This window comes from Pseudovibrio sp. Ad5 (genome assembly GCF_001623095.1).
Classification (GTDB): Bacteria; Pseudomonadota; Alphaproteobacteria; order Rhizobiales; family Stappiaceae; genus Pseudovibrio.
This window is the reverse complement of record NZ_LMCH01000011.1, coordinates 56,321-82,639: the sequence shown is the minus strand read 5'-3', so window position 1 is coordinate 82,639 and position 26,319 is coordinate 56,321. Positions and strand designations below refer to the sequence as shown.

25 protein-coding genes are annotated in these 26,319 nt (G+C 52.3%); 7 read left to right on the top strand and 18 right to left on the bottom strand.

Features of this window, described 5'->3' with window-relative positions; translation table 11 throughout:
* Window positions 1-97: 97 nt before the first annotated feature.
* Complete coding sequence (locus tag PsAD5_RS07375) at window positions 98-517, top strand: acyl-CoA thioesterase (RefSeq protein ID WP_063291617.1); 420 nt, start codon at window positions 98-100, stop codon at window positions 515-517.
* Between the two features lie 267 nt (window positions 518-784).
* Window positions 785-2,062: a carbohydrate porin gene (locus PsAD5_RS07370; RefSeq protein ID WP_208981943.1), complete on the top strand. Its 1,278-nt coding sequence runs from the start codon at window positions 785-787 to the stop codon at window positions 2,060-2,062.
* A gap of 89 nt (window positions 2,063-2,151) precedes the next feature.
* Here PsAD5_RS07370 and PsAD5_RS07365 read toward each other — a convergent pair whose 3' ends face one another.
* From PsAD5_RS07365 to PsAD5_RS07290, 16 genes are all read right to left on the bottom strand, one after another.
* Window positions 2,152-4,281 (bottom strand): sodium-translocating pyrophosphatase, encoded by a 2,130-nt coding sequence (locus tag PsAD5_RS07365; protein WP_063291616.1) that lies wholly within the window; start codon window positions 4,279-4,281, stop codon window positions 2,152-2,154.
* 180 nt (window positions 4,282-4,461) lie between these two features.
* A complete protein-coding gene (locus tag PsAD5_RS07360; RefSeq protein ID WP_063291615.1) occupies window positions 4,462-5,679 on the bottom strand; it encodes an MFS transporter in 1,218 nt (405 codons plus the stop codon).
* Between the two features lie 409 nt (window positions 5,680-6,088).
* On the bottom strand, window positions 6,089-7,108 hold the full coding sequence (gene thiL, locus PsAD5_RS07355; protein ID WP_063291614.1) for a thiamine-phosphate kinase: 1,020 nt from the start codon (window positions 7,106-7,108) through the stop codon (window positions 6,089-6,091).
* Window positions 7,109-7,111: 3 nt separating this feature from the next.
* The gene (gene nusB, locus PsAD5_RS07350) at window positions 7,112-7,603 is read right to left on the bottom strand and encodes a transcription antitermination factor NusB (protein WP_057464298.1); all 492 of its coding nucleotides are present in this window, start codon (window positions 7,601-7,603) and stop codon (window positions 7,112-7,114) included.
* An 8-nt stretch (window positions 7,604-7,611) separates the two neighbouring features.
* Window positions 7,612-8,061 carry a 6,7-dimethyl-8-ribityllumazine synthase gene (gene ribH / locus PsAD5_RS07345; protein ID WP_057464297.1) on the bottom strand — a complete coding sequence of 150 codons (450 nt, stop codon included), beginning with the start codon at window positions 8,059-8,061 and terminating at the stop codon, window positions 7,612-7,614.
* Between the two features lie 156 nt (window positions 8,062-8,217).
* Window positions 8,218-8,841 carry a riboflavin synthase gene (locus PsAD5_RS07340; RefSeq protein WP_063289206.1) on the bottom strand — a complete coding sequence of 208 codons (624 nt, stop codon included), beginning with the start codon at window positions 8,839-8,841 and terminating at the stop codon, window positions 8,218-8,220.
* On the bottom strand, window positions 8,842-9,993 hold the full coding sequence (gene ribD, locus PsAD5_RS07335; protein ID WP_244272071.1) for a bifunctional diaminohydroxyphosphoribosylaminopyrimidine deaminase/5-amino-6-(5-phosphoribosylamino)uracil reductase RibD: 1,152 nt from the start codon (window positions 9,991-9,993) through the stop codon (window positions 8,842-8,844).
* A gap of 88 nt (window positions 9,994-10,081) precedes the next feature.
* Window positions 10,082-10,567: a transcriptional regulator NrdR gene (nrdR, locus tag PsAD5_RS07330; protein WP_057464295.1), complete on the bottom strand. Its 486-nt coding sequence runs from the start codon at window positions 10,565-10,567 to the stop codon at window positions 10,082-10,084.
* Between the two features lie 68 nt (window positions 10,568-10,635).
* On the bottom strand, window positions 10,636-11,949 hold the full coding sequence (gene glyA, locus PsAD5_RS07325) for a serine hydroxymethyltransferase (RefSeq protein WP_057464294.1): 1,314 nt from the start codon (window positions 11,947-11,949) through the stop codon (window positions 10,636-10,638).
* Window positions 11,950-12,132: 183 nt separating this feature from the next.
* The gene (locus PsAD5_RS07320; RefSeq protein WP_057464293.1) at window positions 12,133-12,318 is read right to left on the bottom strand and encodes a DUF6898 family protein; all 186 of its coding nucleotides are present in this window, start codon (window positions 12,316-12,318) and stop codon (window positions 12,133-12,135) included.
* Between the two features lie 160 nt (window positions 12,319-12,478).
* On the bottom strand, window positions 12,479-13,825 hold the full coding sequence (locus PsAD5_RS07315) for a L,D-transpeptidase family protein (RefSeq protein ID WP_057464292.1): 1,347 nt from the start codon (window positions 13,823-13,825) through the stop codon (window positions 12,479-12,481).
* 504 nt (window positions 13,826-14,329) lie between these two features.
* Window positions 14,330-14,842 (bottom strand): transcriptional regulator LdtR, encoded by a 513-nt coding sequence (gene ldtR / locus PsAD5_RS07310; RefSeq protein WP_057464291.1) that lies wholly within the window; start codon window positions 14,840-14,842, stop codon window positions 14,330-14,332.
* Between the two features lie 155 nt (window positions 14,843-14,997).
* The gene (mmsB, locus tag PsAD5_RS07305; RefSeq protein WP_063291630.1) at window positions 14,998-15,900 is read right to left on the bottom strand and encodes a 3-hydroxyisobutyrate dehydrogenase; all 903 of its coding nucleotides are present in this window, start codon (window positions 15,898-15,900) and stop codon (window positions 14,998-15,000) included.
* A 157-nt stretch (window positions 15,901-16,057) separates the two neighbouring features.
* On the bottom strand, window positions 16,058-16,468 hold the full coding sequence (locus tag PsAD5_RS07300) for a DUF6163 family protein (RefSeq protein WP_057464290.1): 411 nt from the start codon (window positions 16,466-16,468) through the stop codon (window positions 16,058-16,060).
* Between the two features lie 58 nt (window positions 16,469-16,526).
* Window positions 16,527-17,576, bottom strand: a complete 1,050-nt coding sequence (locus tag PsAD5_RS07295) for an enoyl-CoA hydratase/isomerase family protein (protein ID WP_244272070.1) — start codon at window positions 17,574-17,576, stop codon at window positions 16,527-16,529.
* Window positions 17,577-17,737: 161 nt separating this feature from the next.
* A complete protein-coding gene (locus PsAD5_RS07290; protein WP_063291613.1) occupies window positions 17,738-18,877 on the bottom strand; it encodes an isobutyryl-CoA dehydrogenase in 1,140 nt (379 codons plus the stop codon).
* Between the two features lie 467 nt (window positions 18,878-19,344).
* Between PsAD5_RS07290 and hemB the strand changes: the two genes are divergently transcribed.
* The 5 genes from hemB to PsAD5_RS07265 all read left to right on the top strand — a co-directional run bounded on the left by hemB (window position 19,345) and on the right by PsAD5_RS07265 (window position 25,059).
* Window positions 19,345-20,373: a porphobilinogen synthase gene (gene hemB / locus PsAD5_RS07285; RefSeq protein ID WP_063291612.1), complete on the top strand. Its 1,029-nt coding sequence runs from the start codon at window positions 19,345-19,347 to the stop codon at window positions 20,371-20,373.
* A 34-nt stretch (window positions 20,374-20,407) separates the two neighbouring features.
* On the top strand, window positions 20,408-21,649 hold the full coding sequence (locus tag PsAD5_RS07280) for a threonine ammonia-lyase (protein ID WP_063291611.1): 1,242 nt from the start codon (window positions 20,408-20,410) through the stop codon (window positions 21,647-21,649).
* Between the two features lie 220 nt (window positions 21,650-21,869).
* Window positions 21,870-22,358: an RDD family protein gene (locus PsAD5_RS07275; RefSeq protein WP_063291610.1), complete on the top strand. Its 489-nt coding sequence runs from the start codon at window positions 21,870-21,872 to the stop codon at window positions 22,356-22,358.
* Window positions 22,359-22,441: 83 nt separating this feature from the next.
* Window positions 22,442-24,274 carry an SLC13 family permease gene (locus tag PsAD5_RS07270; protein ID WP_063291609.1) on the top strand — a complete coding sequence of 611 codons (1,833 nt, stop codon included), beginning with the start codon at window positions 22,442-22,444 and terminating at the stop codon, window positions 24,272-24,274.
* Window positions 24,275-24,312: 38 nt separating this feature from the next.
* A complete protein-coding gene (locus PsAD5_RS07265) occupies window positions 24,313-25,059 on the top strand; it encodes an arginyltransferase (RefSeq protein ID WP_063289211.1) in 747 nt (248 codons plus the stop codon).
* Window positions 25,060-25,069: 10 nt separating this feature from the next.
* Here PsAD5_RS07265 and PsAD5_RS07260 read toward each other — a convergent pair whose 3' ends face one another.
* Complete coding sequence (locus PsAD5_RS07260) at window positions 25,070-25,747, bottom strand: uracil-DNA glycosylase (RefSeq protein ID WP_208988531.1); 678 nt, start codon at window positions 25,745-25,747, stop codon at window positions 25,070-25,072.
* Window positions 25,734-26,318 carry a LabA-like NYN domain-containing protein gene (locus PsAD5_RS07255; protein ID WP_057464284.1) on the bottom strand — a complete coding sequence of 195 codons (585 nt, stop codon included), beginning with the start codon at window positions 26,316-26,318 and terminating at the stop codon, window positions 25,734-25,736. The genes PsAD5_RS07260 and PsAD5_RS07255 overlap by 14 nt, the downstream gene beginning before the upstream one ends.
* Window position 26,319 lies beyond the last annotated feature (1 nt).

The following is a 26,319-nucleotide window of genomic DNA, read 5'->3' as shown; positions in this document are numbered from 1 at the left end:
CTTTTTCACGTTCACCTGAAGGTATCCGACAGTCGTAATGACCTGCAGCACTCTTCCCAATAGGCTGGTCAGGATTGCGATTGTATTGGAAACAAAGATGTTTGAGACATATCGCGGGATTGTTTACCCGCAGCAGGAAGATCACATGGGCCATATGAATGTGGCCTGGTACACCTCCAAATTTGATGAAGCGACATGGCACATGCTCGCCCACATTGGCATCACCCCAGCCTATATCCGCGAGAGCAACAAAGGCATGGCTGCACTGGAGATCACATATAAGTATCTGGCGGAGGTCTCCGCAGGCGACCTACTTGTCGTACGCTCTGAAATTAAAGAAATGCGCGACAAGACCATCCTCTTCAAACACACCATGTTTGACTCAATCACCAACACACCCGTTGCCACCATGCAGGCCGTCGGTGTCCATATGGATCGCGAAGCCCGAAAGTCCTTCCCTTTCCCCGCGCATGCAAGAGAACGCTATGAGGCCCTGCTGCCAGAGCCAGCAGCCTGATCAGGTACCTCAAAATTACTTAGCAGGTTTCAGATAGGAGCCGCCGCAAGAACAACAGACTATAGTAATCCTGTAAGTGAATCTGAGTAGGACATGCAGCATTGCTGCATACCAGATTGATGCGGGCAAATTCTTGATTGAGTGCGGGCGTTTTTCGCAAAAGGATGGGTTCCATCAAAGTGTTGGAGCATGCGGCGTAAACAAGAGTGCACGCTGCATAATCCTGAGTTTCTCTGTTTGCCTGAGTCAGTCTAGGGGAACCAGCTTTTGCGAGCGCTTAAGGTACCTGCGATAAAAAAACGCATATCGCCAGTTCTACAGTTTCTAGCGGTTGTCGGCATAGCGCTGACAGCCAGCACGGAACTTCGCGCGCAAGTGGGCAACTGGCCATTAGCCTGGGCGCAATGGCACAACGAAACCCGCGATTGGGGCGGTATTCGCACCAACCTTTCTGACGAGGGTCTTGATCTAGGTGTGCTCTACACCCAGGACGTTGCCGCAAACCCCGTTGGCGGCCTGAACCAGAGCGCAACTTATGGCGCGCGGCTGGAAGGCATGGCCATGCTGGACTTTGAGAAGATCTTCGGCATCAAAGGCAGCAGCCTGCACTACATCATGTATCAAGGTCTGGGACAGGGCCTGTCACAGGAGGTCATTGGCAACGACTTTGGCGTCACCCAGATTTTCTCAAGCGACATCCTCGCCATCGCCAACTTCAGTCTGGAGCAAAACCTGCTCAATGATCAGCTGTACCTCTCCGCCGGTCGCCTCGCTGTAGGCGACATCTTCGCAAGAGACGATACCTTCGCGTACTATCTCAACGGCGCCCTCAACAGCACCCCTGGTCAGCTGCTCATCAACCAGCCCACTTTCACCACCTACCCCTTCAACATATGGGGTCTGGCAGGCAACTATACCTTCCCCGGCAATCAATACGTCAGCCTCGGCGTCTATGACGCGTCCGTGGATGATCTGAACAACGCCGAAAACGGCTTCAATTTCCGCTTTGCGCCCAAAGGCAGCGTGCTGATGGTTGGCCAAGTTGGCGTTAATCCGGGAAAAGACGACACAAGCAAGTATCTCCCCGGCCACTATCAGCTGGGCGCCTTCTACAACACTGGCAGAGTAGATGTTCTGGGCACCACCACGCAAACCCGTGAAGGCAACTGGGGCGCCTATGCCATCGCACGGCAGATGATCTATCAGGAAAAGGACCTGCAAGGTCTGAGTCTTTGGGGCCTTGTTACAATCGCGCCACAACAAGCCATCAACACCCAACCTCTCGGCATCAGCGGCGGCTTGTTCTACCAAGGCCTGATCCCCAACAGAGACAATGATGTTACCGCCGGAGCCTTCATTCTTGGTTATTTCAGTGATCACCTGCCCGGCCAGTCCTATGAGCTCGTATTCGAAGCCACCCATCGCTACCAGTTCGCCGACTGGTCCTATCTCTCACTGGATTTTCAATACGTGGTCAATCCTGCCGGAAACGACGACATCCCAGACGCCTGGGTCTTTGGCACCGAGTTCTCAGTGAAATTCTAACCTCCGCTAAAGCTCCCAACACCAGAACGGCAAAAAGCCCGGCCATCTCCCAGACCGGGCTTTTTAGTTTCAAATCAGATCAGAGCAAACTAGTGCGCCAGCACTGCCAGAAGCAGAAGAGCTACAATGTTTGTGATCTTGATCATTGGGTTCACAGCTGGACCAGCGGTGTCCTTGTAAGGATCACCAACAGTATCACCTGTCACAGCCGCTTTATGAGCTTCTGAGCCCTTACCGCCGTAATGACCGTCTTCAATGTACTTCTTGGCGTTGTCCCACGCACCGCCACCAGCGGTCATGGAAAGCGCAACAAACAGCCCTGTCACAATCACACCAAGCAGCATAGCGCCCAGGGATGCGAAGGCATTTGCTTTGCCAGCAATTGCTTCAATCAGGAAGTAAATGACGATTGGAGACAGCACAGGCAGCATGCTCGGAATGATCATTTCCTTGATTGCAGCCTTGGTCAGCATATCAACAGCACGGCCATAATCAGGGCGAACTTCACCCTTCATGATGCCTGGCTGTTCTTTAAACTGACGCCGAACTTCTTCAACCACAGCACCCGCAGCGCGGCCCACAGCAGTCATCGCCATACCGCCAAACAGGAATGGGAGCAGACCACCAAAGAACAGGCCGACAACCACATATGGGTTAGACAGTGAGAAGTCGATAGATGCCTCAGTCATCCCCTTGAAGTAAGGGAACTGCTCAGAGTTTGCCACGAAGAACTTCAGATCCTCTGTGTAAGCCGTAAACAGCACCAGAGCACCAAGACCGGCAGATCCAATCGCGTAGCCCTTGGTCACAGCCTTTGTGGTGTTACCCACTGCATCCAGCGCATCAGTCGTGTCGCGCACTTCCGCAGGCAGGTCTGCCATTTCAGCAATACCACCAGCGTTGTCCGTGACTGGACCAAACGCATCCAGCGCCACAACCATACCAGCCAGCGCCAGCATCGTTGTCACTGCAATGGCAATACCGAACAGACCAGCAAGCTGATACGTGACGATAATACCGGCAATGATCACCAATGCAGGAAGCGCGGTGGATTCCATGGAAACCGCAAGACCCTGAATAACGTTGGTACCGTGGCCCGTTTCAGAGGCACGGGCAATCGCCTGCACAGGACGGAAGTTGGTACCGGTGTAATATTCAGTGATCCAGATGATCAGACCTGTCACCACAAGACCGGAAACACCGCAGAAGAACAGATCCAGCGGCGTAAAGCTAACGCCATTGCTCTGCGTCAACACTGTATCCATACCGCCGAAGACCCAGTAGGTCAGCGGATACAGGATGATCAGTGAAACAATTGCAGTGGCGATGAAGCCCTTATAGAGCGCACCCATAATGGAGTTGGACGCACCAAGGCGCACGAAGAACGTACCGATGATGGATGCCACAGAGCAAACACCACAGATCAGCATCGGATACAGCATTGCAGACTGCAAATCAGCCGTACCTGCAAAGTAGATCGCTGCAAGAACCATCGTCGCAACAAGCGTCACGGCGTAGGTCTCAAACAAGTCAGCGGCCATACCTGCACAATCACCAACGTTGTCGCCAACGTTATCTGCGATTGTTGCCGGGTTACGTGGATCATCCTCAGGAATGCCAGCCTCAACCTTACCAACAAGGTCACCACCAACATCAGCACCTTTTGTAAAGATGCCGCCGCCAAGACGGGCGAAGATGGAAATCAGAGAAGCACCAAACCCAAGAGCCACAAGCGCATCAATCACAGTACGTGATGTTGGATCAATGCCCATAGGTCCGGTGAGGATCAGGTAGTAAACGGCAACGCCCAGAAGAGCGAGACCGGCAACGAACATCCCGGTAATAGCGCCGGAACGGAATGCAATAGAGAGCCCTGCCCCAAGGCTCTGGCTTGCAGCTTGTGCAGTGCGAACGTTTGCCCGTACGGAGACGAGCATTCCAATAAATCCTGCGGCACCGGAAAGAACGGCACCGATAACAAATCCAATAGCTACGGTGATAGACAGCAAGTAAGCGACGATGGCGAAGATAACCACGCCAACAATTGCAACACTGGTGTACTGACGAGTGAGGTATGCTTGCGCACCCTCTTGAATGGCACCAGCGATTTCCTGCATTTTCGCAGACCCGGTGTCAGCAGCCATCACGCTGCGAATTGCCCAGATGCCGTAAACGACAGAGAGCAAACCGCACGCGATGGTAACGATAAGTTCAGTCATATTTCCTCCCCTAAGGGTACCCTGCTACTTATGTGTGTGTTCGTAGCAAAATCCGCACTGCAATTGTGTAAATTAACGAACACAGTGACGGTATATACCTGTCACTATCCGTCAAGTTGCTTTTGCGTGGTAGTGGAAGGAAACACGTATGTTGAAAGGAGAGAAACTACTTGGAATTATTCAAACTTTAACTTCCCGTTTTTCAGTAAACATCAGTGAGACAACAAGAAATAGACATAAGATAACGAACGGGAACACCATTAGGTTGACAGTTTCCCAACCAAACACGTTTAACAATTTCCCTGAGGAAAACGAGGCAGTTGCGACTAAACCAAAGACGAAGAAGTCATTTACGGACTGGACTCTGTTTTGTTCTTCTGGTCGGTAAGTTTGTGTCAGCAACGCAGACGCTCCGACAAAAGAAAAGTTCCAGCCAAGACCAAGTAAAATCAGGGAACTCCAGAAAATCCAACGCTCTAGTCCCGTAAGGCCAACCAGCGCGCACACCGCATAAAGCAAGAATCCGGTGCCAATTACAGCTCCATGACCGAATCGGCTGATCAAACTACCCGTAATAAAACTAGGTGCAAACATGGCAATCACGTGCCACTGGATGCCAAGAGCTGCATCTGAGTTCGTCAACCCGCAAGCAACCATGGCGAGCGGAGCAGACGTCATGATCAGATTCATGATCGCGTAACTGATCATTCCACAACCAACAGCCACAAAGAACTTTTGTTGCTTCAAAATCTCTAAAAGCGGACGTCCACGTTCATGCTTTTCCATCTTCGGTGGCAAAGGTATTTCCAAAAACGCCACAAAAAACAAACCGATAAGCATCAAAACCGCTTGCGCAAGGTAGGTTCCGACAAAAAGGAAGGGCTCAAACATGCCCTGTGTCAGAATAACGGTCTGCGGACCAACCACACCAGCAAGAATACCACCGGTCAAAACCCAGGAAATGGCCTTAGGTTTGAAAGCAGGGCTGGCCGTATCAGCAGCAGCAAAACGCGCCTGCTGGGTAAAGGCCATCACAAAACCGCTGCCGAGTGTGGAAACGCAAAGCAGCGTAAAACTGCCAAGGTAGGCAGCGTAGGCGGCAACCAAGGCAAACAGCACACCAAACAACAGCGCACCAACAAGCCCGGCACGACGTCCAAAACTGCGCATGATCATGCCAGCAGGCAACGTCCCAATGGCTGTTCCAAGCACGAAAGCAGTAACGGGCAAAGTTGCCAGAGACTTGTCATCAACCAGCAATACAGAGGCGAGAATAGATGTGGTTGCAAAAATGATAGGAGGAACACCACCAGCAAACGACTGGGCAAGCGCCAAAAGCAGCGCATTGCGCTTTGCCAATCCGTCATCAATCAACGGAGCCGCCAGAGTATTTGCCATAATGTAAACTTTCAAAGAAATCAGGAAGGAACCGACAGCCTAATCAATTCCACGTAATGAGCAACCACAGAGCTCACCAGATCATCTGTAACTTCGGGAGATATACGCACAACTCGATGAGAATACGTCATGCAAGGCAGCTATTGTCGATTATAACGGCAAACCCAACACAATGCGTCTTGCAATCCCTGCAACGAACATCAGGCCCCACCACAAAAGCAGTGATTTTCCTATGTGGTAGGAAATCAAACGACTTCTGGTCCGTCTTTGGCGTTTTAACGTCGTTGCAGCGGGAACTTTCCGCAACTTAACAACCAAGTAAAGCAATGAGATAACGAATGTTATAAAATAGATAGCCGACTCCATCTGAGTACCTTAGCAAAAATAAGGCTCAGGTCGAGACCACTAATCAAAAATGCTTGAACCCGTCAGCCCCGTGAAGCGCATAGGTCTTGCCATTCAGGCTCAAAGCAATCTCTTTCTTGGAAACATCAGCAGCACCCAGCACACCAATCTGAGCACAGCACAAACCGGTTTCCCGAAGAGCCTTCTCAAAAGCCCCTGTATTCTCAGGCATCACGGCAGCAAGAATCTCATAATCATCCCCTCCCGTAATCACTGTTTCAAGGAAGGCAGCATCTTTCGCAATCATTGCAGAAGCAGCGTCAGATAGTGGAACACTTTCCAGCTTCACTGAGGCCTGCACCTGCGATGTCCGGCACATATGTCCCAGATCGGCAACCAACCCGTCAGACACATCCATCGCCGCAACCGCATAATCACGAAGCGCTTGAGCAGCACCAACACGAGGCTGCGGCAGCAAATAACGGTTTAGGAGGAAATCACGCTGCCCAGCAGAGAGCTCAAGCTTATCTGCGAGTTCTTCATCAAGACGCAACTTCAGGCCAAGTGCGGCATCACCAATTGTTCCGGTCACATAGAGCAGTGCACCAGCAACAGCCTCATTGCGCCGAACCACCTGCCCCGTTGGAACCTGACCAAACGCGGTGATGGAAAGCAGCGGGCCTTGCGGGCAGGAAATCGTATCACCGCCAAGAAGGTCAATCTGGAACTGATCCTGAACCAGCTTCAAACCGCGGCAAAACTCAGCAACCCACTCTTCACCGATGTCCTTGGAAAGACCAAGGCCCAGCAGATACCCCTTAGGCTCAGCCCCTTTTGCCGCCAGGTCCGAAAGGTTCACACCAAGCGCTTTTTGCGCGACTTCAAAGGGAGGGTCGTTTTCAAAAAAATGAACCCCTGCCATCAGCATGTCTTTGGTTACAACCAAATCACATCCGGTGTCAGGGGCAAATACAGCAGCATCATCTTGCAGATGCACAGCACCCGCGCTGGTGGCGAGCGGCGCAAAATAGCGCTCAATAAGCGAGAACTCTCCCGGTCTGGAACTGGCAGCTCTCTCGCTCATTTTTTAGTCTTCGAATTCAGACTGACGCAGTTCGCGAGCCAGACGGTTCATAATACCGTTGACCAGACGTGCCTCATCTCCATCATAGAAGGACTTCGTCACATCAATGTATTCATTGATGATAACGCGGGCCGGAACGTCTTTTTTACGCAAAAACTCAGCACAGCCAACACGAAGGATCGCCCGCAAAGTGGTGTCGATACGCTTCAGTGGCCAATCTTCAGAAAGCGCTGTGTGAATGCGAGGATCAATACGCAGCTGATCCTCAAACACCGCCTGCACCAGATCACGGAACCATGCCGGATCCGCATCACGGTATTGGTCGCCATCCACTTCCTGACCAAGCCGGTAAGCTTCATACTCGTTCAGCACATCATTCAAACGCGCACCAGTGATTTCCATCTGATACACAGCCTGAACAGCAGCCAATCGAGCAACCCCGCGCTTATTCGCGGGTTTCACTTCGGCGTTTTTCTTGTTGTTTTCCGTTGTCATCCTAAACCTTACACACCGAACCGGTCGCGCACGTCAATCATAGCAAGACAAGCTTCAGCAGCACCGCCGCCCTTGTTCTTTTTAGAAACGCTTGCGCGCGCCCATGCCTGATCATCATTCTCAACTGTCTGGATGCCGTTACCAACTGCAACGTTTGCATCCACAGAAAGATCCATGATCGCACGAGCCGACTCGTTAGAAACGATGTCGTAATGGGTTGTTTCACCGCGAATTACAACACCGAGCAATACAAAACCGTCATAATCTGCGTCGCCATTTTCCATTGCGGTTAACGCCATGGAAAGCGCAGCAGGAATTTCGAGCACACCTGGCACAGCCAGTCGAGAGATTTTCGCTCCTTCACGGTCCAGCACATCTGAAGCACCTTCATAAAGGGCATCAGCCAGATCTTCGTAAAACCGTGCTTCAATAACAAGAATGTGCGGAACGGCGCTCATTTAATTTCTCCTAATGCCAACCTCATCTTTTCGCTGAGAAATCAGCAAAGATGGGTTAAGGCCACGGGTACGGACAGTACCCACGTATGTGCGCTCAGGAACCACGCCCCAAGCGAAATGTCCAGTTATTTCCTGCGGAAGATTTTGGCTATAAGGCTATTTTGCAATTTCTGCAAGGCTTGGAAACTCAGCAAGACGCGCAACGTACCGTGCCATCATGTCAACTTCCAAGTTTACCTCATCCCCCTGCGCTCTGTCGGACCATGTGGTCACTTCCAGAGTGTGTGGAATAAGGAAGACAGAAAACGTATTTCCTTCAGCCTCGTTCACCGTCAAAGAGGTGCCATCCAGCCCCACGGATCCCTTCTTTGGGATGAACCGCGCGAACTCTGGCGCACATTCAAATTTCAGATAAACGCTCTCAGGGTGTTCGGTTCGCTCAACAATGGTCGCCTTGCCATCCACATGCCCCAGAACCAGGTGACCACCCAGCTCAGCGCCCATGGAAAGGGAACGCTCCAGATTGACCCGCTTGCCCACGCTCCACTCAGCAACAGTTGTCAGCGCCAGCGTTTCGGCAGCCGATTCAACCGTAAACCAGTTCTGCTCGCCATCACGACCTTTCGCGACAACAGTGTGGCAAACGCCGGAACATGCAATGGATGCACCAATATCGATCCCGTCAGGATCGTAAACAGTACCAATTTTCGTCCGCTGACCTGCAGCAATCTGCTCCAGTTCAAGGATTGTTCCAACGTCACTAACGATGCCCGTAAACACCTAGAACCTCTCTTTTGGCGTATACCGCCACAACAGATCTTCGCCCACAGGACGCAGCATCTGCTTGTTATAACCGTCTCGCAAACTCTCCAGCCCTTCAAATCCGAAAGGCTGAATACCATCGGACCCAATCAGATTGGCTCCCTGGAAAATCAATAGCTCATCCACCAGATCTTGCTGAAGCAGACCGTGCGCAAGCTCCGCACCGCCCTCAACCATAATCTGGGAGAGACCATGCATGTAAAGCGCATCCAAAGCCTTATCAAGACATACCTTGCCATTTCTGAGGCAGTCATTGACGATAACTGTCACGCCTTCCCGCTCAAGCGCACTGACGCGATGATCCGGCGCATGTTCACCAATCACCACCCACAGGGAATTAATCTCTGCGTTTTGCACCAGTTTGGAGGAAAGCGGAATCCGGGCCTGACTATCAAACACCACCGGCTGCGGTGAGCGATGCGCCATGCCAGGCAGGCGCACAGAGAGCTCAGGATCGTCTTCTAAAACCGTACCGATGCCAACAACAATGGCATCCATCTGCGCCCGCATCGCATGCACCAGCTGCCGCGACAACGGACTGGAGATCGCCACCTGTCCGGCTCCGCGCTTGCCGATATAACCATCTTTCGACACAGCCATCTTAAGCTGAACAAAAGGACGCTCATTAAGGATACGGGAGATATGGCCTCGAACAGCCTGTCGGCAGTCCTTCTCTAAAATACCGATTAGGACGTCAACACCGCCCTCTTCAAGGATCTTTTTACCGCGACCAGCCACAGCAGGGTTGGGATCAGCGGTGCCATAAACAACGCGCGCCACGCCAGCTGCCACAAGCGCCCGCGCACACGGACCAGTCCGGCCATAATGCGCACAAGGCTCAAGGGTCACGTAAGCTGTCGCACCTTGGGCATGTTCACCGGCATCTTTGATGGCCAGCACTTCAGCGTGAGAGCCACCGGGAGGCAGAGTTGCACCCTGCCCCACAATCACAGGCCCATCACCAAAATCTTTTGTCAGGATTGCTCCAACAGGAGGGTTGGGCCACGTCCGGCCCTTTGCACGAATGCCATAGCTGATCGCCGCCGCCATAAAGCGCTCGTGCTCAACTCGTTCCTTTGCATCTAATGCTTTGTAACCAGACAAAGCCATCCCCCTGCCAGCACTACAGCGTATTTCCTAAAAGAAAAGCCCGATCCTCGGAGAAATTACGCAACACAACACTGCAAAAAGCCAGAGATTACGTCCGTGGCGGCATCATCAGCGGATCAACATCCGCATCGGAAAGCTCATCCAGCAGAGCCTCGAAGTCTTTGGCCTCGCGGAAATTCTTATAAACAGAAGCGAACCGCACATAAGCCACATCGTCAAGGGTTTTCAGCCCTTCCATGACCAAATGACCAATATCTTCCGCCACAACGTCACTTTCACCAGAGCTTTCCAACTGCCGGACAAGTCCGCTCACCATACGCTCTATACGCTCAGGCTCAACAGGACGCTTGCGGGTTGCGATCAAAACAGAGCGCATCAGCTTTTCGCGATCAAAAGGTACTCGGCGCCCGTTACGCTTGATAACGGTCAGCTCGCGCAGCTGAACACGCTCAAAGGTGGTAAAACGACCACCACAAGTCTGGCAGACCCTGCGCCGACGGATAGCTGTATTATCCTCGGTCGGGCGCGAATCCTTCACCTGGGTGTCATCACCCCCGCAATATGGACAACGCATCTCGCCTGCCTCCTTACTTAAACACTAAAGAACCGCCGAAGGGTGTCCGGCGGTTCTTCTCGTTTAAATTAGTTTTTGTAGATTGGGAACCGGGCAGTAAGGGCCAGTACCTTCTCTTTGACCCGTGCTTCCACAGCTTCGTTGTCGTCAACGGAATTTGCTTTGCGCAGACCTTCCAGAACCTCGGTAATCAGCTTACCGATTTCACGGAATTCTTCCTTACCAAACCCACGGGAAGTCCCAGCAGGTGTACCAAGGCGGATACCGGAGGTGATGGTCGGTTTCTGAGGATCAAGCGGAACACCGTTCTTGTTACAGGTGATGTTCGCACGGCCCAGAGAAATCTCTGCGTTTTTGCCAGTCAGTTCCATTGGACGCAGGTCAACCAGCATAAGGTGTGTGTCGGTACCGCCAGAAACGATATCCAGACCACCTTCAACCAGTGTCGCAGCCAGAACCTGTGCGTTTTCGACAACGTCTTTCGCGTAGGTCTTGAACTCAGGACGCAGCGCTTCACCGAAGGCAACAGCCTTACCAGCAATCACATGCATCAAAGGACCACCCTGCAGACCTGGGAAGATCGCGGAGTTGATCTTTTTCGCAATGTCAGCGTCGTTGGTCACAACCAGACCACCACGAGGACCGCGCAGGGTCTTATGGGTGGTGGATGTTGCAACATGCGCATGCGGGAACGGGCTTGGATGCTGACCACCAGCAACAAGACCTGCAAAGTGCGCCATGTCGACCCAAAGGTAAGCGCCTACTTCGTCAGCGATTGCGCGGAACGCAGCAAAATCGATCTCACGGGAGTAAGCAGAACCGCCAGCAATGATGATCTTTGGCTGGTGTTCTTTAGCAAGCTCACGCACCTCATCCATGTTAATGTGGCCAGTTTCAGTGTTCAAACCGTACTGAACAGCGTTGAACCACTTGCCGGACAAGTTCGGGCGAGCGCCGTGTGTCAGGTGACCACCTGCATCAAGGCTCATGCCGAGCAGAGTGTCGCCTGGTTTCGCCAAAGCAAGCAAAACGGACTGGTTGGCCTGAGAGCCGGAATTCGCCTGCACGTTAGCAAAATCACAGCCGAACAGCTCTTTTACGCGGTCGATTGCAAGACGCTCAACGATATCGACGTATTCACAACCACCGTAGTAACGGCGACCAGGATAACCCTCGGCGTATTTGTTGGTCAGGACAGAACCCTGCGCCTCAAGCACAGCGCGAGATACAATATTTTCCGAAGCGATAAGCTCAATCTCGTTCTGCTGACGAGTAAGTTCTTTATTGATTGCCTCGAGAAGCTCTGGGTCACCAGAAGCCAGGCTACCTGTAAAAAACTCTGGGTAGAGCGGCGTCGTAATTGGATTATCCGATACGGACATAGGTGGACCTCATGACAAGGTTGGAGCAACAAACTGACGAAACGTCCCAATATCGTTTCGCATTCCCATCCCGACAAGTTGTAGCTTCGGGTCCTAGCCCATTAACATATAGGGGGTAACGAACCAAGCGTTGTTCATAGGAATTGCGCAATACTATTGCTGCCATCACCCAAAATTTATGAATTACGCATCTTGAGGTTGTAATTTACGTTCCAGCTTACGAAGTGCCAGCTGCTTCAGATGCGACTCGCTCGCATTACGAGGCCCCACAACAAACACCTCAACACCGCTCTGAGCACAAATTGCCGTCATGCGAACTGCATTTCCAACCACACGCGTCTCAAAATAGACCTGCCCCAACTTAGACATATGGCCCCTCGCCTTGCTTCTCTCAGATTCGTAAGTTGCCTGCCGTTTTAGCAGGTAAAGCAGCGCTGCACAGGCTTGCCTGCAGTCACATCCCCAAAAGAAAAGGGCCGCTCTGCATCTGGCAGAGACGGCCCTTCAAACTTGAAACTCTTGCAAAACCTTACTGAGCAGAGGCCTGGGCCATCGGATCAGCACTCGCGGCGTAAAGCCCATCCTTGTCGTAGATGTCATCCCGGAAGTGAACCATACCATCGCTCAGCGCCCACGCAGTCACGTAGGACATGTGGAGCGGAATACGGCTCTTCATCTTCACATCCGTACGCTCACCTGAGTTGATGGCTGCATCCACGCGGCTGCGGGTCCAGTCTGGTGTTGTCGACCCAAGCAACCATGTCACCAGCTCACGCACGTTCTGCACACGCACACAGCCGGAGGAATGGAAGCGATAGCCCTCACCGAACAAAGACTGCTCTGGCGTATCGTGCAGATACACTTGATGGGTGTTGTTGAAGTTGATCCGGATACTGCCCATGGAGTTGCCCTCACCTGGGTCCTGCGTAAAGCGATACTGGGTCGCTTCATCCGTATTCCAGTCAATCTCCTGCCACTGCTTTTCTTTGCCATACCAGTCATAGATATGAATGTTGTTCTTCGCCAGATACTGCGGATCCTTCTGCATCTTCGGAATCAGGTCTTTCCGGATAATGCTGACAGGAACTGTCCAGTACGGGTTGAAGTTCACTTCATAAATCGCAGAGCTGAGGATCGGAGACTGGCGATCCTGCTTGCCAACAACAGCGGTGTGGCGGGAGCGAACACGGCCATTCTCAACAACCTCAATGCGAGCTGCCGGAATGTTCACGTTCACATAGGTATCTGTCACGTTTTCAGCCAAAGCAGAAACGCGCTCCAGATTGGTCCGCAGCTGCTGCAAACGCACCTCAACAGGCACATTCATCGCAATCACGGTTGCCCGCCCCACAACACCATCCGGTGTCAGGCCATGGCGCAACTGAAAGCGGCGAACAGCTGAATCAACGTAACTGTCAAAAACCTCAGAAACACCCGCATGCTGCGCCATGTCGCCTGAAACAATCAGGCGCTGTCGCAAAGCTGCAATTGCCGGTGCGCGCATACCAATGCGCAAAACTTTCTTGGTGGAGACCTCAGGCCAACCGCCATTGAGAGCGATACGTTCATAATCGAGAATCGCATCAATCATGTACTGGCTGGTCTGCTTGGAGATAATCGGAGCCACAAAATCAATCTGCTCCAGAGAAGAGACGCCCTCATCAAAGGTGTCTTCCCATTCCGTGCCCTGACCAACGATAGGCTGTGTAGGAGCAACCGGCGCCGGCTGACTGACGGCTTGCTGAATGCTGCCATTATAGGAAAGCAGGTCTGGAACCTTAACCTGTGCCTGTGCAGACATCATACCTGCAGAAAGGCCCGTACTCACAACGAGAGCCAGAGCAAACTTGCTGCGGTTTAAAAGAGGTGCCAACACGAATAGTTTCTCCTAGCAATCAGTCATTCTGTAAGATTCCATGTAACTTGGTAAACAGAGACTTAACATGGCAAATCTACATGGCATTATCTTAGCAAACTCGCAAGACTTCAGCCAAAAATCGGGGAGGAACATCTGTTGGTGAATTAAAGAAAGTGATCGATCCCCTGAACAAATCAGAGTTGACAGCTTCTAAATTTACAATGCCAACAGCACTTTTTCAGCCCGAAAAGTGAGAGTGTGTATTCCCCACTCAATGTGACCGTTTAATGGCTAATTACTCCAAGTGGGAAAAAGGTGGTTACGCAGCGAGCGTTGGTTTGCACCTAGTGCAAGAAAGCAACAATCAGCCCAACTTACTCACAGATGCCTTATCTGGAGCTGGCCCACCACCCGCAGCAATCCCGTGCAAGCTTTGCCGCAAGTCGGCCCTCATAACATGCAAAAACACCGCCCCCGGTGCATGGAAGCGGTGTTTTTTGAAAGCCCTGATATCGCCGAAAATTAAAGACGATAGAGGATTTGATCTGTCCAGAAGCGTTCCAGACGACGCAGGGACCGGTTCAGCTCTTCAAAGTTCTCGGTTGAGAGCTCACCAACCTGCTCAACAGAAAGAATATGACGACTGTAAAGGTCATCAACAATCTGAGCAATCTCGCGCCCTTTTTCCGTCAGGCTCACCCGCACAGAGCGGCGATCCATCTGGGAACGTTCGTGATTGATGTATCCGGTTTCAACGAGTTTCTTCAGATTATAAGAAACGTTGGAACCAAGATAATAACCGCGAGTACGAAGCTCGCCTGCAGTCAGCTCGGCGTCGCCAATGTTGAAAAGAAGCAGCGCCTGAACGCTGTTCACATCGGAACGACCCATCCGGTCAAACTCATCTTTAATGACGTCAAGAAGACGACGATGCAGACGCTCGATGAGCGTCAGTGCCTCGAGGTATGCAGGCTTCAGCCCTACCGTTTCTTCTTCTTGCGCCAAGACCTCAACGGCCCTGTTTGTATTGATCATCTGGTTGCGCCTCATGTCCATATTTTTCGTGCGTTCGTATTTTTATCAGCACTTGAAGCAAATTTACGCGACCGCTTCTAAGAACCGCTTAAGAGACACGATGAATTATTTCTTAATCACTAGCAAGCGTGTAGACCTTTCCGTTAACCCTCTGTTTACCCTGACTTCCGAAGCAAGTGGATGATGCCGGAGAAGTCGACGTTTTCCCCGCCATTGTTACAGTATTCCTCATAGAGCCGAGCCGCCTTTTCACCCATTGGTGTGTTAGCTCCGCTCGAATCTGCTGCCTCTTCCGCCAGTAGCAAGTCTTTCAGCATCATTGGCGCTGCAAAGCCGGGCTTATATTCATTGTTGGCTGGCGACGTCGGAACCGGTCCGGGAAACGGGCAGTAGGAGGTCAAAGACCAACACTGACCGGAGGACTTGGAGGAGATGTCGTAAAGCTTCTGTGGGTCCAGACCCAACTTTTCAGCCAAAACAAACGCCTCACAGGTACCGATCATCGAAATACCAAGCAACATGTTGTTACAGATCTTTGCTGCCTGCCCAGCGCCAGCATCACCGGCATGAACAATCGAGGCTCCCATAATATCCAGGAGCGGCTTAGCCCGTTCAAATGCAGAATCAGGCCCACCAACCATAAAGGTCAATGTGCCGTTCGCAGCACCCACAATACCCCCGGAAACCGGAGCATCGACCATGCCCATGCCAGCTTCGCTTGCTGCTTTTGCAACATCGCGACTGCTGTCCACATCAATAGTCGAGCTATCGATAAACAGCGTGCCCTTTGGTGCATGCGCAAGAATTCCATCTTCGCCCGTATACACGGCACGAACATGCTTCCCTGCTGGCAGCATGGTAACAACAGCCTGAACGTCGCGAACCGCTTCAACTGCTGACGAAGCAACTTGCCCGCCCGCAGCCTGAAACGCAGTACGCGCCTCTTCAGAAAGATCTACACCGACGACTTCATGTCCGGCTTTGACAAGATTTGCAGCCATAGGGCCGCCCATATTGCCAAGACCAATAAAAGCAACGCGAAGAACAGTTTCTCCCATTGCATCCTCCCGAAAATCGCCGTCCGTCAGGATTTTGAACATTTAGAACTTGCCCCAAGCTGATCACTTAGGGTTCGCTCAGATCAATTTGACGTGAACGGCAGTTTGCAAAACAGTAAATTTCAATGAGTTACAGACCAAACTGAACTTTGGTCGATCAGGCCCGTTCCTCTCGCTCTGCAAGGTAAAGCAGAACGAGATAAAGGGCGATTGCACTGATGTAGAATACGACCTCAGTCGGACTACGACCAAAGACCATAGGAAACACGGAATACATCACCACCTGCGCCAGTGAGCGGAACAGCCACATCACTGTTCCCCAGCTGGAAAGCAGCCACAGACCGATGGCAGTCACCAGATCGAGAATAGCGAAAAAGATAATGGTAGATTGCACTTGTACACCGACGCTCTCAAACGGAGCACCATCAATCAGGCGCACACCAAGTATAGCGCCCCAGTAGCTCAGGCCCGCAAACAGCATGAAGACGGCAAGCAGCCTGACATACGCATGCAGCAAAAACTGAAAGGAGGGAACCCTCTTCATCAGCTCTACAAAAACGCCAGGCATACCTAAAGCTCCACCTTACAAATCTGCCCCAATCACAGGCAGTAAGCCCCTTGCCCCGTTAAAATACGAGGTCACCCCCCTTCGGTGACATAAAATGGGCCTCAACATCAACTGTTTTTATTTCATCAAGGCTTGAATGCTGCCATTTAGGGGAGTGATCCTTATCGATAATCACAGCTCGTACACCTTCATAGAAATCCTTGCCCAGCAGAATCTGCGAAACAATCCGATGCTCCATGACCATACACTCAGCCATGGAAAGCCCCGCACCGCGCCGCACCTGCTGAAAAGCAACTTCCATACTGAGCGGTGAGCGCTTGCCAATCGTTTCCAGAGCAGCAACTGCAAAGTCATCATGCTCCGAGCCCTGCAACTTGCGCAGACGGTCCACAACTTCCAGCGTGCTCTCAGCGCCAAAGCACTCATCCACCACATCCGCTTTGGCATGTAGCGGCGCAGGCCCCGGATCAAACGCATAACGCGCCAGCACAGGCTCTACGTCCTGCGCCTCACACAGCGCCTCTGCCAACGCAGCCATATCCTCAGACTTCACCGCATGGGTCAAAATACCGGTCCAGTAGCAATCCGCTTGCCTCAGCCGCTCGCCGGTCATGGCGCAATACATGCCCGTGTTCTGAGGCATCTTCGGCAGGAAGTGACTGCCGCCCACATCCGGGAAGAAACCAATCGCCGTCTCAGGCATGGCAAACATCGTCTTCTCACTGCCCACACGATACGCACCGTGCACAGAGATACCGACACCGCCGCCCATCACAATACCATCAAGCAGTGCGATCAAAGGCTTAGCGTAACTTTCCATGTAGGTGTTGAGACGATACTCATCCGCAAAGAACGGCAGGCTCACATCAATTTTCTCAGGACCGTTTTCGGCAACCTGACGAATATCCCCACCCGCGCAAAAGGCCTTTTCACTGTTGCTCTTAATGAGAACATGATGGACTGCATCATCAATCAACCAGCGCTCCAGCTGCCGGTGCATAGCAACGCACATCTCATGTGTCAGCGCATTCAGCGCCTTGGGGCGATTGAGAATGATAAGACCGGCATGGCCCTTCTCTTCAAAAAGAACATCAGTAGTTTCGGACAAGACTTCCCCCGCATATTCCTGTTGCACAGCGTACCTATTCATTTTGCTAAATTTGCTCAGCGTATCTCTGAAAAGTGGCTACCGATTTTCGGATAAAGAAACGCAACATAATAGCCAAAGCAGTTCCCTCCAAGCATCTTAAGAAGAACTGCTTCAGCAACTCAAGCTTTCATCAGCTCACGCGCCACGATGACGCGCATAATCTCGTTGGTTCCTTCCAGTATCTGGTGAACCCGCAAGTCGCGCAAATGACGCTCCAGCGGATAATCCTTCAGATACCCGTAACCACCATGGATCTGCAGCGCTTCATTGACCACCTTGAAGCCCGTATCCGTCGCAAGCCGCTTGGCCATCGCCGCCATCTTGGTCGCCTGAGGGTCTTTCCGGTCCAGCAGAAACGCCGCCTTATGCAGCAGCAAACGCGCCGCTTCAAGTTCCGTCGCCATATCCGCAATCTTGAACTGCAGCGCCTGAAACTGCGCCAGCGAACGCCCGAACTGCTTGCGTTCATCCATGTATTGCAAAGCCCGGTCCAGACAGAACTGCGCCCCACCAAGCGAACAGGCCCCAATGTTCAGGCGCCCACCATCAAGCCCGGCCATGGCAATCGAAAAGCCTTGCCCCTCTGCGCCAACCAGGTTCTCAACCGGAACACGGCAATCTTCAAAGATCACCTGCGCTGTTGGCTGGCTGCACCATCCGAGCTTATGCTCGTTGGCCCCAAAGGACAGACCCGGCGCATCCTTTTCAACCACGATGCACGAAATCCCCTTCGGCCCATCCTCACCGGTTCGCACCATGCAGACATATACATCCGACACACCGCCACCAGAAATGAAGGATTTTGAGCCGTTGATCACATAATGATCACCATCCCGCACCGCCTTCGTGCGCAGCGACGCTGCATCTGATCCAGCCCCCGGCTCGGTCAGACAATAACTCGCCACCTTCTCCATGCTGCAAAGACCGGGCAGAAATCTCTGCCGGACCTCATCAGACCCAAACCGGTCCAGCATGCCAGCGGCCATATTATGGATAGACAAAAACGCAGAGGTGGAAACACATCCCTTGGAGAGCTCTTCAAAGATCAATGCCCCATCAAGACGTCCCAGTTGCGAGCCGCCCACATCTTCACGTACATACAGCCCGCCCAGACCCAGCGTCGCTGCCTTACGAAGCACATCCAGTGGAAAATGAGATTTCGCATCCCACTCTGCTGCAAAAGGCGCCATCTCCTCCTGCGCAAATCCGGCTGCCATATCCACAAAGGCGCGTTGATCTTCGTTCAGTTCAAATTCCATGGAATCCGTCCTCCCGGCAAGCAGCCTCCCACAACCACCAGCCACAATATTAATGTAATTGCGTCAATCGGTAGACCCACACCAAAACTGCGTCAATTCTCGGAAAGACCAAGATAAGACCAATTGCTCAGTCAAAACAGCGGCCCGTACACAGCAACGTTCCAAAAACGCAAAGCTTTCAAACCAACGCAACAAATCGCGCAAAGCTATAATCTACGAGTGATTCCCCGCTTGTTCCCCTCACGCCTCCGATCAGCTGAGAGGATAACTCTGTCGTCCACCGTTTAATTGCGCTGAAAGCGAAAACCTTCCCGCGATTCTAAAGAACCTCTGGAACACAAAAAGAATTTGAGTTTCATCAAGCAAACTCCCCGTGCTATCTGACATCAAATGCCCTAGTAGTTTTGAGTAAACCGACGCTCTCAGAGCTAAAGACGCCACACAACAAGTCATTCAGGTGAGTTACCATGCCGTTTGCCAATGAATCGCATTCTTCCGTAGACATGAACCAGATTTTGAACGGCCGCCGAATGCGTCGCAATCGTCACAGCGATTGGTCCCGTCGTTTGATCCGCGAAAACACAATCACCACGGACGACCTGATCTGGCCAATCTTCCTGATTGATGGCGAGAAGAAAACCGAACCAGTCACGTCCATGCCAGGCGTTGAGCGCTATTCTGTCGATATGGCAGTGCGCGCCGCTGAGCAGGCTGCAGAACTTGGCATTCCGGTTATGGCACTGTTTCCAAACACCGACCCTGATTTGCGCGACGAAATGGGCACCGAAGCGCTGAACGACAGCAACCTGACCTGCCGCGCCCTGCAAGCGATCAAAGCAGAAGGTTTCCCTGTTGGTCTGATGACAGACGTTGCGCTGGATCCTTACACCTCTCACGGCCACGATGGCCTGATGGCGGGTGACAAGATCATCAATGATGAGACCGTAGATCAGCTGTGCCGTCAGGCTCTTATTCAGGCAGAAGCTGGCTCTGATATCATTGCACCTTCTGACATGATGGATGGCCGTATCGGTGCAATCCGCTATGCGCTGGACAATAATAACTTCGAAAACCTGCAGATCATGGCCTACTCTGCAAAGTATGCCTCCGCATTTTATGGCCCGTTCCGCGACGCTGTTGGCTCCAACACAAACCTGAAAGGTGACAAACGCACCTATCAGATGGACCCGGCCAACACGGACGAAGCGTTGAAAGAAGCAGAGCTGGATCTGGAAGAAGGTGCAGACATGATCATGGTGAAGCCGGGAATGCCTTACCTTGATATTCTCCGCCGCATCAAAGACGCCTTCCTTGCACCAACCTACGCCTATCAGGTCTCCGGCGAATACGCCATGATCTGTGCAGCAGCGCAAAACGGTTGGATGGACAAAGACAAAGCCATGCTGGAAAGCCTGATGGCGTTTAAACGCGCTGGCGCAGATGGTGTCTTAACCTACTTTGCACCTGAACTTGCGAAAAAGCTAAACGGCAAATAAAGCCTGTAAAACAAGACACCTGCGAGAACAAAACATGCCAAAGGTGGCCTCACCTCTTCTCACCCTTTCAAAGATTGAAGAGGCTGCAAACAACATCAAGGGCGCGGTGATATCAACACCGCTCCTGCCAGCTGCTCAACTGGATGCCATCACTGGCGCCACTGTTTTCGTCAAATACGAAAATATGCAGGCCACCAATGCCTTCAAAGAGCGCGGCGCCCTAAACAAGCTGCTTCACCTGACAGATGAAGAGAAGAGCCGCGGTGTAATCGCAATGTCCGCTGGCAATCACGCACAAGCTGTCGCTCTTCACGCACAGCGTCTTGGCATCCCGGCACTCATCGTCATGCCCAACGGCACGCCTTACGTGAAGGTGGAGGCAACCAAAGCCTTTGGCGCTAAAGTCGTTCTCGCTGGTGAAACCGTCGACGATGCCAAGAATGAAGCCGACCGCCTTTCTAAAAAACACGGCTATATCTGGGTGCATCCTTTTGATGATCTGGAAGTCATCGCAGGACAAGGCACAATCGCCCTTGAAATGCTGAAGGCCCAGCCAGATCTGGACACGCTGATCGTACCAATTGGCGGCGGCGGCATGATCTCCGGCATCGCAGTCGCGGCCAAAGCGATCAAGCCGGATATCGAGATCATCGGTGTTGAAAGCGAGCTCTACCCGTCCATGTATGCTGCCCTGCGCAACCAGTCTATGGAATGTGGTGGCAACTCTCTGGCGGAGGGGATCGCTGTCAAAGTGCCCGGCACTTATACCCGGCAACTGGTCAAGCAATATGTCGACGATATCCTGCTCGTCAGCGAAAGCCAGATCGAGGAAGCCATCAACATCTTCCTCACCCGCCTGAAAACGGTGGCCGAAGGGGCTGGCGCTGCAGGGCTTGCAGCCATCTGCGCTCATCCAAAACGATTTAAAGGCAAAAAGGTTGGTCTTGTCCTCTGCGGAGGCAACATCAATCCCCGCCTGCTAGCATCCATCGCACTTCGCCAGCTGGTGCGCCTAGGCAACATCATACACATTCGCTGCAACATCCCGGACCGTCCGGGCATCCTCGGCGAGATCTCAACAACGATCGGTCAGTTGGGTGGCAACATTTTGGAAGTCTCTCACCATCGCCTCTTCCTTGACGTCTCCGTAAAAGGCGCAACACTGGACGTGGCTATTGAGACCCGTGACAATCAGCACGCAAAAGAAATCGTTGCTGCGCTGGAAGAAGGAGATATCCACGTCTCCCACCTGTCTTCTGGCGAGATGCGATTCTAGGGTTATCCCCACTCGCAAACTGCAATTGAGATCAGCATCTGCGCCGAACGCCGCGTTCGCGCAGATGCCTGCATCGTAGGCCGCGCAAAATTATCCTCTCTTTGCCAGATTCTACAAAAATAGTTTGCTACCCCCGCTTGAAACTTGAAAATAGCACACCCAATTCTACTGAGAGACGCTGGGGAATACCCCGGCACAGTTAAACCTGACAGAGGCAGAAATGAGCCAAGAAGTGAGCGCGCACCCGAACACCTATTATGATCCCTATCTTAATCCTCAGCTGTTTGACGGCGTGCGGAAAAAACGGATCTTTGCGTGCGTCATCGATATTATCGCGATCACCGTTCTCTCTACCATCGCTTACTTTGTCGTCGGCTTTCTCGGCATCCTGACACTCGGCCTTGCATGGCTGTTATTCCCTGCAATCTGGCCACTTGTTGCCCTGGCCTACACTGCATTTTCACTGGGTGGGTTTAACTCCGCAACACCGGGCATGCGTGCGTTTGGCTTGGAAATGCGCCTGAGCAACGGCGGACGTCCATATCCGCTCTATGCAGCAATCCACGTCCTGCTCTTTTATTTCTCAGTAACAATACTCAGCCCTTTTGTCCTCATAGTCTCATTGTTTAGTGACCAAAAGCGCCTGCTCCATGATATCGTGCTTGGTGCCGTTATTATGAATTCCCCGGTGGATAGTCTGCATCGATAACAAACCAATGATGCAACGTGCAGTGACGAACCTGCCAGGACCCTCTAATAACGTGTGAAAGTGTAGCACGAGCGGGGACGCGCATGGAGAACCTGAACATACCGATGATCCTGACCTTTGTGATCATCGGATTCACGATCGTCCTGTATGCGCTGGAACGCGTTGCCATTGAGATCGTAGCACTGGGCTCCATTGTAGCTCTCATGCTGCTGTTCATGGCTTTTCCCCAAACATTGAATGGAACGCCAATCAGGCCGGAGGACTTTCTCTCCGGCTTTTCCAATCAAGCGCTGATCACGGTGATCTGCTTGCTGATTGTCGGCCAAGGCCTCTTCCAGACGGATGCCCTCGACAAACCCGCTCAGGCGATCCTGCGCATCTCAAAACAGCGCCGCTGGCTGGCAACTGGCCCTTTGCTGATTACTGTTGGCATTGTCAGCGCATTTTTGAACAACACACCCGTTGTTGTCATCACGCTTCCAATTCTGACCACCGTCGCCGCCGCGCATAACACCTCCTCCTCTCGTTTTCTCATGCCCCTTTCGTTCATTACGATCCTGGGCGGCATGACAACGATGATCGGCTCCTCCACCAACCTGCTCGTAGCCAATGTCGCCAACGCAACCGGTGAAGTCCGTATCAATTTCTTCACCTTCACCGCATTTGGCTCCATTCTCGCAGCCGTCGGTGCTGTTTATGTTTTGGTGATTTTGCCGCGTCTGCTCAAACCTCGCCAGACCATGGCAGAGGAGTTCACCGGCAAGGATGGTCGCCAGTTTATCGCACAGATTCCAATAGTTTACGGCCATCCTCTGGTGGGAGAAAAGGCTGTCGCAGGCATGTTCCCAGCGCTTAAGGAAATGACGGTTCGCCTGATCCAGCGCGGCGAACGCCCGCTCCTGCCGCCCTTTGAAGACGTTCAGCTGCAGCCCGGCGATACAGTAATTGTTGCCGCAACTCGTGACACCCTCACCCGCGCTATTAGCCAACGCCACCCACTCCTTCCGGCAGATGCAAACGAGAGCCCGACCAGCGAAGCAGAACACGCCTCTCCATCCGGCACGCTCACTCTTGCAGAAGCAGTTATTGCGAGTACGGTCTCGTGGGCTCGCCGCACGCTCTCCATGACAAGTTTCCACGCCGACACCGGCTGTGTTGTCACCGGATTACAGCGTCGCAGCCGCATGCCACGCATGCCAATGACCGATATCCGTATGGAATCTGGGGACGTTTTGCTGATTGCCGGTAACCGGGAAGAGATTAACCGCCTGCGCGGAAACCGCGATGTTCTGCTCATGGACTGGTCAGCAACCGAACTGCCACAACGACAATATGCCCGTCGCGCATTGGCAATCTTCGTCGCCATGATCACCTTAGCAGTGTCTGGTGTCGTGCCAATTGTGGTGGCATCAATCGCAGCAACCCTCGCCATGATCATGTGCGGTTGCCTCAACATCCGCCAGACACTCCGCACGATCGACAGCCGAATATTCATGCTGATCGGCGCCTCCATTGCCGCCTCCCTCGCTCTGGAAGCGACGGGGGGTGATAATGCCATTGCACAGACATTGCTCAACATTGCTGACGGCAGATCTCCAGCCTTTGTCCTCTCGCTTCTCTTTGCCGTTGTTGCGGTTTTAACCAACTTACTAAGCAACAACGCTACAGCGGTGCTCTTCACGCCCATCGCAATCGAGATGGCACACAGGACAGGCGTGCCCGTAGAACCCTTCATCGTCTGCCTGATTTTTGCAGCAAACTGTTCATTTGCAACACCAATCGGCTATCAGACAAACCTCATCGTAATGGGCCCAGGTCACTACCGTTTCTCAGATTTTCTCTTCGCCGGCACACCTCTTGCCATAATCATATGGTTGACCTTCTCAATTGTCGCTCCTTACTATTATAATCTGTAAGGCGAAAAGAGGATAAATAAGAGAAAGGGACACTCTAGGTGACACGGCAAGCCTATGATAACCCGCAGTTTTATCTGACTGCCCCTACGGATTGCCCCTACCTGCCAGATCGTAAAGAACGTAAAGTCTTCACGCATCTTGTCGGGCCCAATGCTCCTGCGCTCAATGACGTCCTCACACAAGGCGGCTTCCGTCGCTCGCAAAACATCGCCTATCGTCCAGCCTGCGAAGACTGCCGCGCCTGCGTTTCAATCCGCGTCTGCGCACAAGAGTTTCAATGGACGAAGTCTTTGAAGCGTGTCTGGAAAGACAATCAGGATCTGATAGGAACAGAACTTCCACCCGGCCCATCAACAGAGCAATACGATCTGTTCCATGAATACTTAAGTGCCCGCCACACCAACGGCGGCATGACAGAGATGTCCCCAACCGACTATTCCATGATGGTGGAAGATACACACGTAGAGACAGCCCTCATTGAATACCGGCGCAGAGGCCCAAACTCCTTCATATCCGGCGAAGGCGAAGGACCGCTGATTGGTGTCGCGCTAACAGATCGCCTTTGCGATGGCCTGTCCATGGTCTACTCGTTCTTCGACCATAACGAGACCACCAGAAGCCTCGGCACCTATATGATTCTGGAACACATTGCCCGTGCACAGCACCTTGGTCTGCCCTACGTATACTTGGGATACTGGGTTCAGGGGTCTCCAAAGATGACTTACAAAGAACGCTTCAAGCCACAAGAGCACCTTGGTGCACAAGGCTGGGAAAAGCAGAAATGATATCCCCCTCTCAAATCTGAAGAGATTTCAGATAGTCCTGAACGCGCAGGAATACCGACGTAAACTCTTCAGCAGTAATACGCCGCGTGTTTACGTTGTACTGCGAACAATGGAAGCTGGAAAACATTCTGAGAGAAGGCGTAAGCTGAATTTCACAAGCATGCGCAAAAGGGTAGTCACGAAGCCTCAGCTCAAAGGCTTTGAGCAGCTCTTCATGTGCCGTCCGCCCCACAGCCACAACAACCCTCGTCGTATCACTAACCAACAGAGAATCCAGAAAGAATTCGCGACACATCCGGATCTCAGCAGGCTTCGGCGCATTCTTCGGCGGCATGCACTTCACCACATTGGTAATGCGCACATCAATCGGCTCGATCCCGAGCTCAGGCTCCGCCTCATTCTTGTAAGCAGCAAAACCACTCGCCGTCAGCGCACCATTCAGCATCTCACCTGAAAAATCACCAAAGAATGGAATACCCGTACGGTTCCCCCCTTTGTGCCCAGGCGCCAACCCAACAACAATAAGAGAGGCATCAACTGGACCAAAATCCAGCACCGGCGCATTGTGCCAGTCAGGATGAAGCGCGCGCAACTCCTCCCTATACGCAACAAGCCGGGAACAGAGTGCACACTCTCTCCCCGGCTTCTGCAAACTTTCGATACCGTGACGAACCTTAGTAGTCGTCATCTCCGATCTCATCATCCTCTTCTTCAACACGAGGTGGACGTTCACTTGGGTCACGTCCAACACGCTGCATCAGCGTAGACAATTCAATGAAGTGATCAGCCTGACGGCGCAGGTCATCAGCAATCATTGGAGGTTGCGTCTGAAGTGTAGAAACAACAGAAACTTTACGGCCACGACGCTGCAGCGCCTCAACCAGAGAACGGAAGTCACCATCACCAGAGAACAGTACAATATGGTCAACATGGTCAATAAGCTGCATGGCGTCTACAGCCAGCTCGATGTCCATATTGCCCTTAATTTTGCGACGTCCTGCAGAATCCACGAATTCCTTTACAGGTTTGGTAACAACTTTATAGCCATTGTAGTCCAGCCAATCGATCAGAGGTCGAATGGAGGAATACTCCTGCTCTTCCACCAACGCTGTGTAATAGTAAGCGCGTAGCAGGTAGCCCTTTGATTGGAATTCTTTCAAGAGACGCTTGTAATCGATATCGAAGCCAATAGCTTTCGCTGTCGAATAAAGGTTCGCTCCATCAATGAATAAAGCAATCTTTTCGCGGGGATCAAACATA

Excerpts from the sequence above, each read along its gene's own strand:
- PsAD5_RS07375 (WP_063291617.1), top strand. The coding sequence starts at position 98 with ATGTTTGAGACATATCGCGGGATTGTTTACCCGCAGCAGGAAGATCAC.
- PsAD5_RS07365 (WP_063291616.1), bottom strand. The coding sequence starts at position 4,281 with ATGACTGAACTTATCGTTACCATCGCGTGCGGTTTGCTCTCTGTCGTT.
- PsAD5_RS07360 (WP_063291615.1), bottom strand. The coding sequence starts at position 5,679 with ATGGCAAATACTCTGGCGGCTCCGTTGATTGATGACGGATTGGCAAAG.
- thiL (WP_063291614.1), bottom strand. The coding sequence starts at position 7,108 with ATGAGCGAGAGAGCTGCCAGTTCCAGACCGGGAGAGTTCTCGCTTATT.
- nusB (WP_057464298.1), bottom strand. The coding sequence starts at position 7,603 with ATGACAACGGAAAACAACAAGAAAAACGCCGAAGTGAAACCCGCGAAT.
- ribH (WP_057464297.1), bottom strand. The coding sequence starts at position 8,061 with ATGAGCGCCGTTCCGCACATTCTTGTTATTGAAGCACGGTTTTACGAA.
- ribD (WP_244272071.1), bottom strand. The coding sequence starts at position 9,993 with ATGGCTTTGTCTGGTTACAAAGCATTAGATGCAAAGGAACGAGTTGAG.
- nrdR (WP_057464295.1), bottom strand. The coding sequence starts at position 10,567 with ATGCGTTGTCCATATTGCGGGGGTGATGACACCCAGGTGAAGGATTCG.
- glyA (WP_057464294.1), bottom strand. The coding sequence starts at position 11,949 with ATGTCCGTATCGGATAATCCAATTACGACGCCGCTCTACCCAGAGTTT.
- PsAD5_RS07320 (WP_057464293.1), bottom strand. The coding sequence starts at position 12,318 with ATGTCTAAGTTGGGGCAGGTCTATTTTGAGACGCGTGTGGTTGGAAAT.
- ldtR (WP_057464291.1), bottom strand. The coding sequence starts at position 14,842 with ATGATCAATACAAACAGGGCCGTTGAGGTCTTGGCGCAAGAAGAAGAA.
- mmsB (WP_063291630.1), bottom strand. The coding sequence starts at position 15,900 with ATGGGAGAAACTGTTCTTCGCGTTGCTTTTATTGGTCTTGGCAATATG.
- PsAD5_RS07300 (WP_057464290.1), bottom strand. The coding sequence starts at position 16,468 with ATGCCTGGCGTTTTTGTAGAGCTGATGAAGAGGGTTCCCTCCTTTCAG.
- PsAD5_RS07290 (WP_063291613.1), bottom strand. The coding sequence starts at position 18,877 with ATGGAATTTGAACTGAACGAAGATCAACGCGCCTTTGTGGATATGGCA.
- hemB (WP_063291612.1), top strand. The coding sequence starts at position 19,345 with ATGCCGTTTGCCAATGAATCGCATTCTTCCGTAGACATGAACCAGATT.
- PsAD5_RS07280 (WP_063291611.1), top strand. The coding sequence starts at position 20,408 with ATGCCAAAGGTGGCCTCACCTCTTCTCACCCTTTCAAAGATTGAAGAG.
- PsAD5_RS07275 (WP_063291610.1), top strand. The coding sequence starts at position 21,870 with ATGAGCCAAGAAGTGAGCGCGCACCCGAACACCTATTATGATCCCTAT.
- PsAD5_RS07270 (WP_063291609.1), top strand. The coding sequence starts at position 22,442 with ATGGAGAACCTGAACATACCGATGATCCTGACCTTTGTGATCATCGGA.
- PsAD5_RS07260 (WP_208988531.1), bottom strand. The coding sequence starts at position 25,747 with ATGACGACTACTAAGGTTCGTCACGGTATCGAAAGTTTGCAGAAGCCG.
- PsAD5_RS07255 (WP_057464284.1), bottom strand. The coding sequence starts at position 26,318 with ATGTTTGATCCCCGCGAAAAGATTGCTTTATTCATTGATGGAGCGAAC.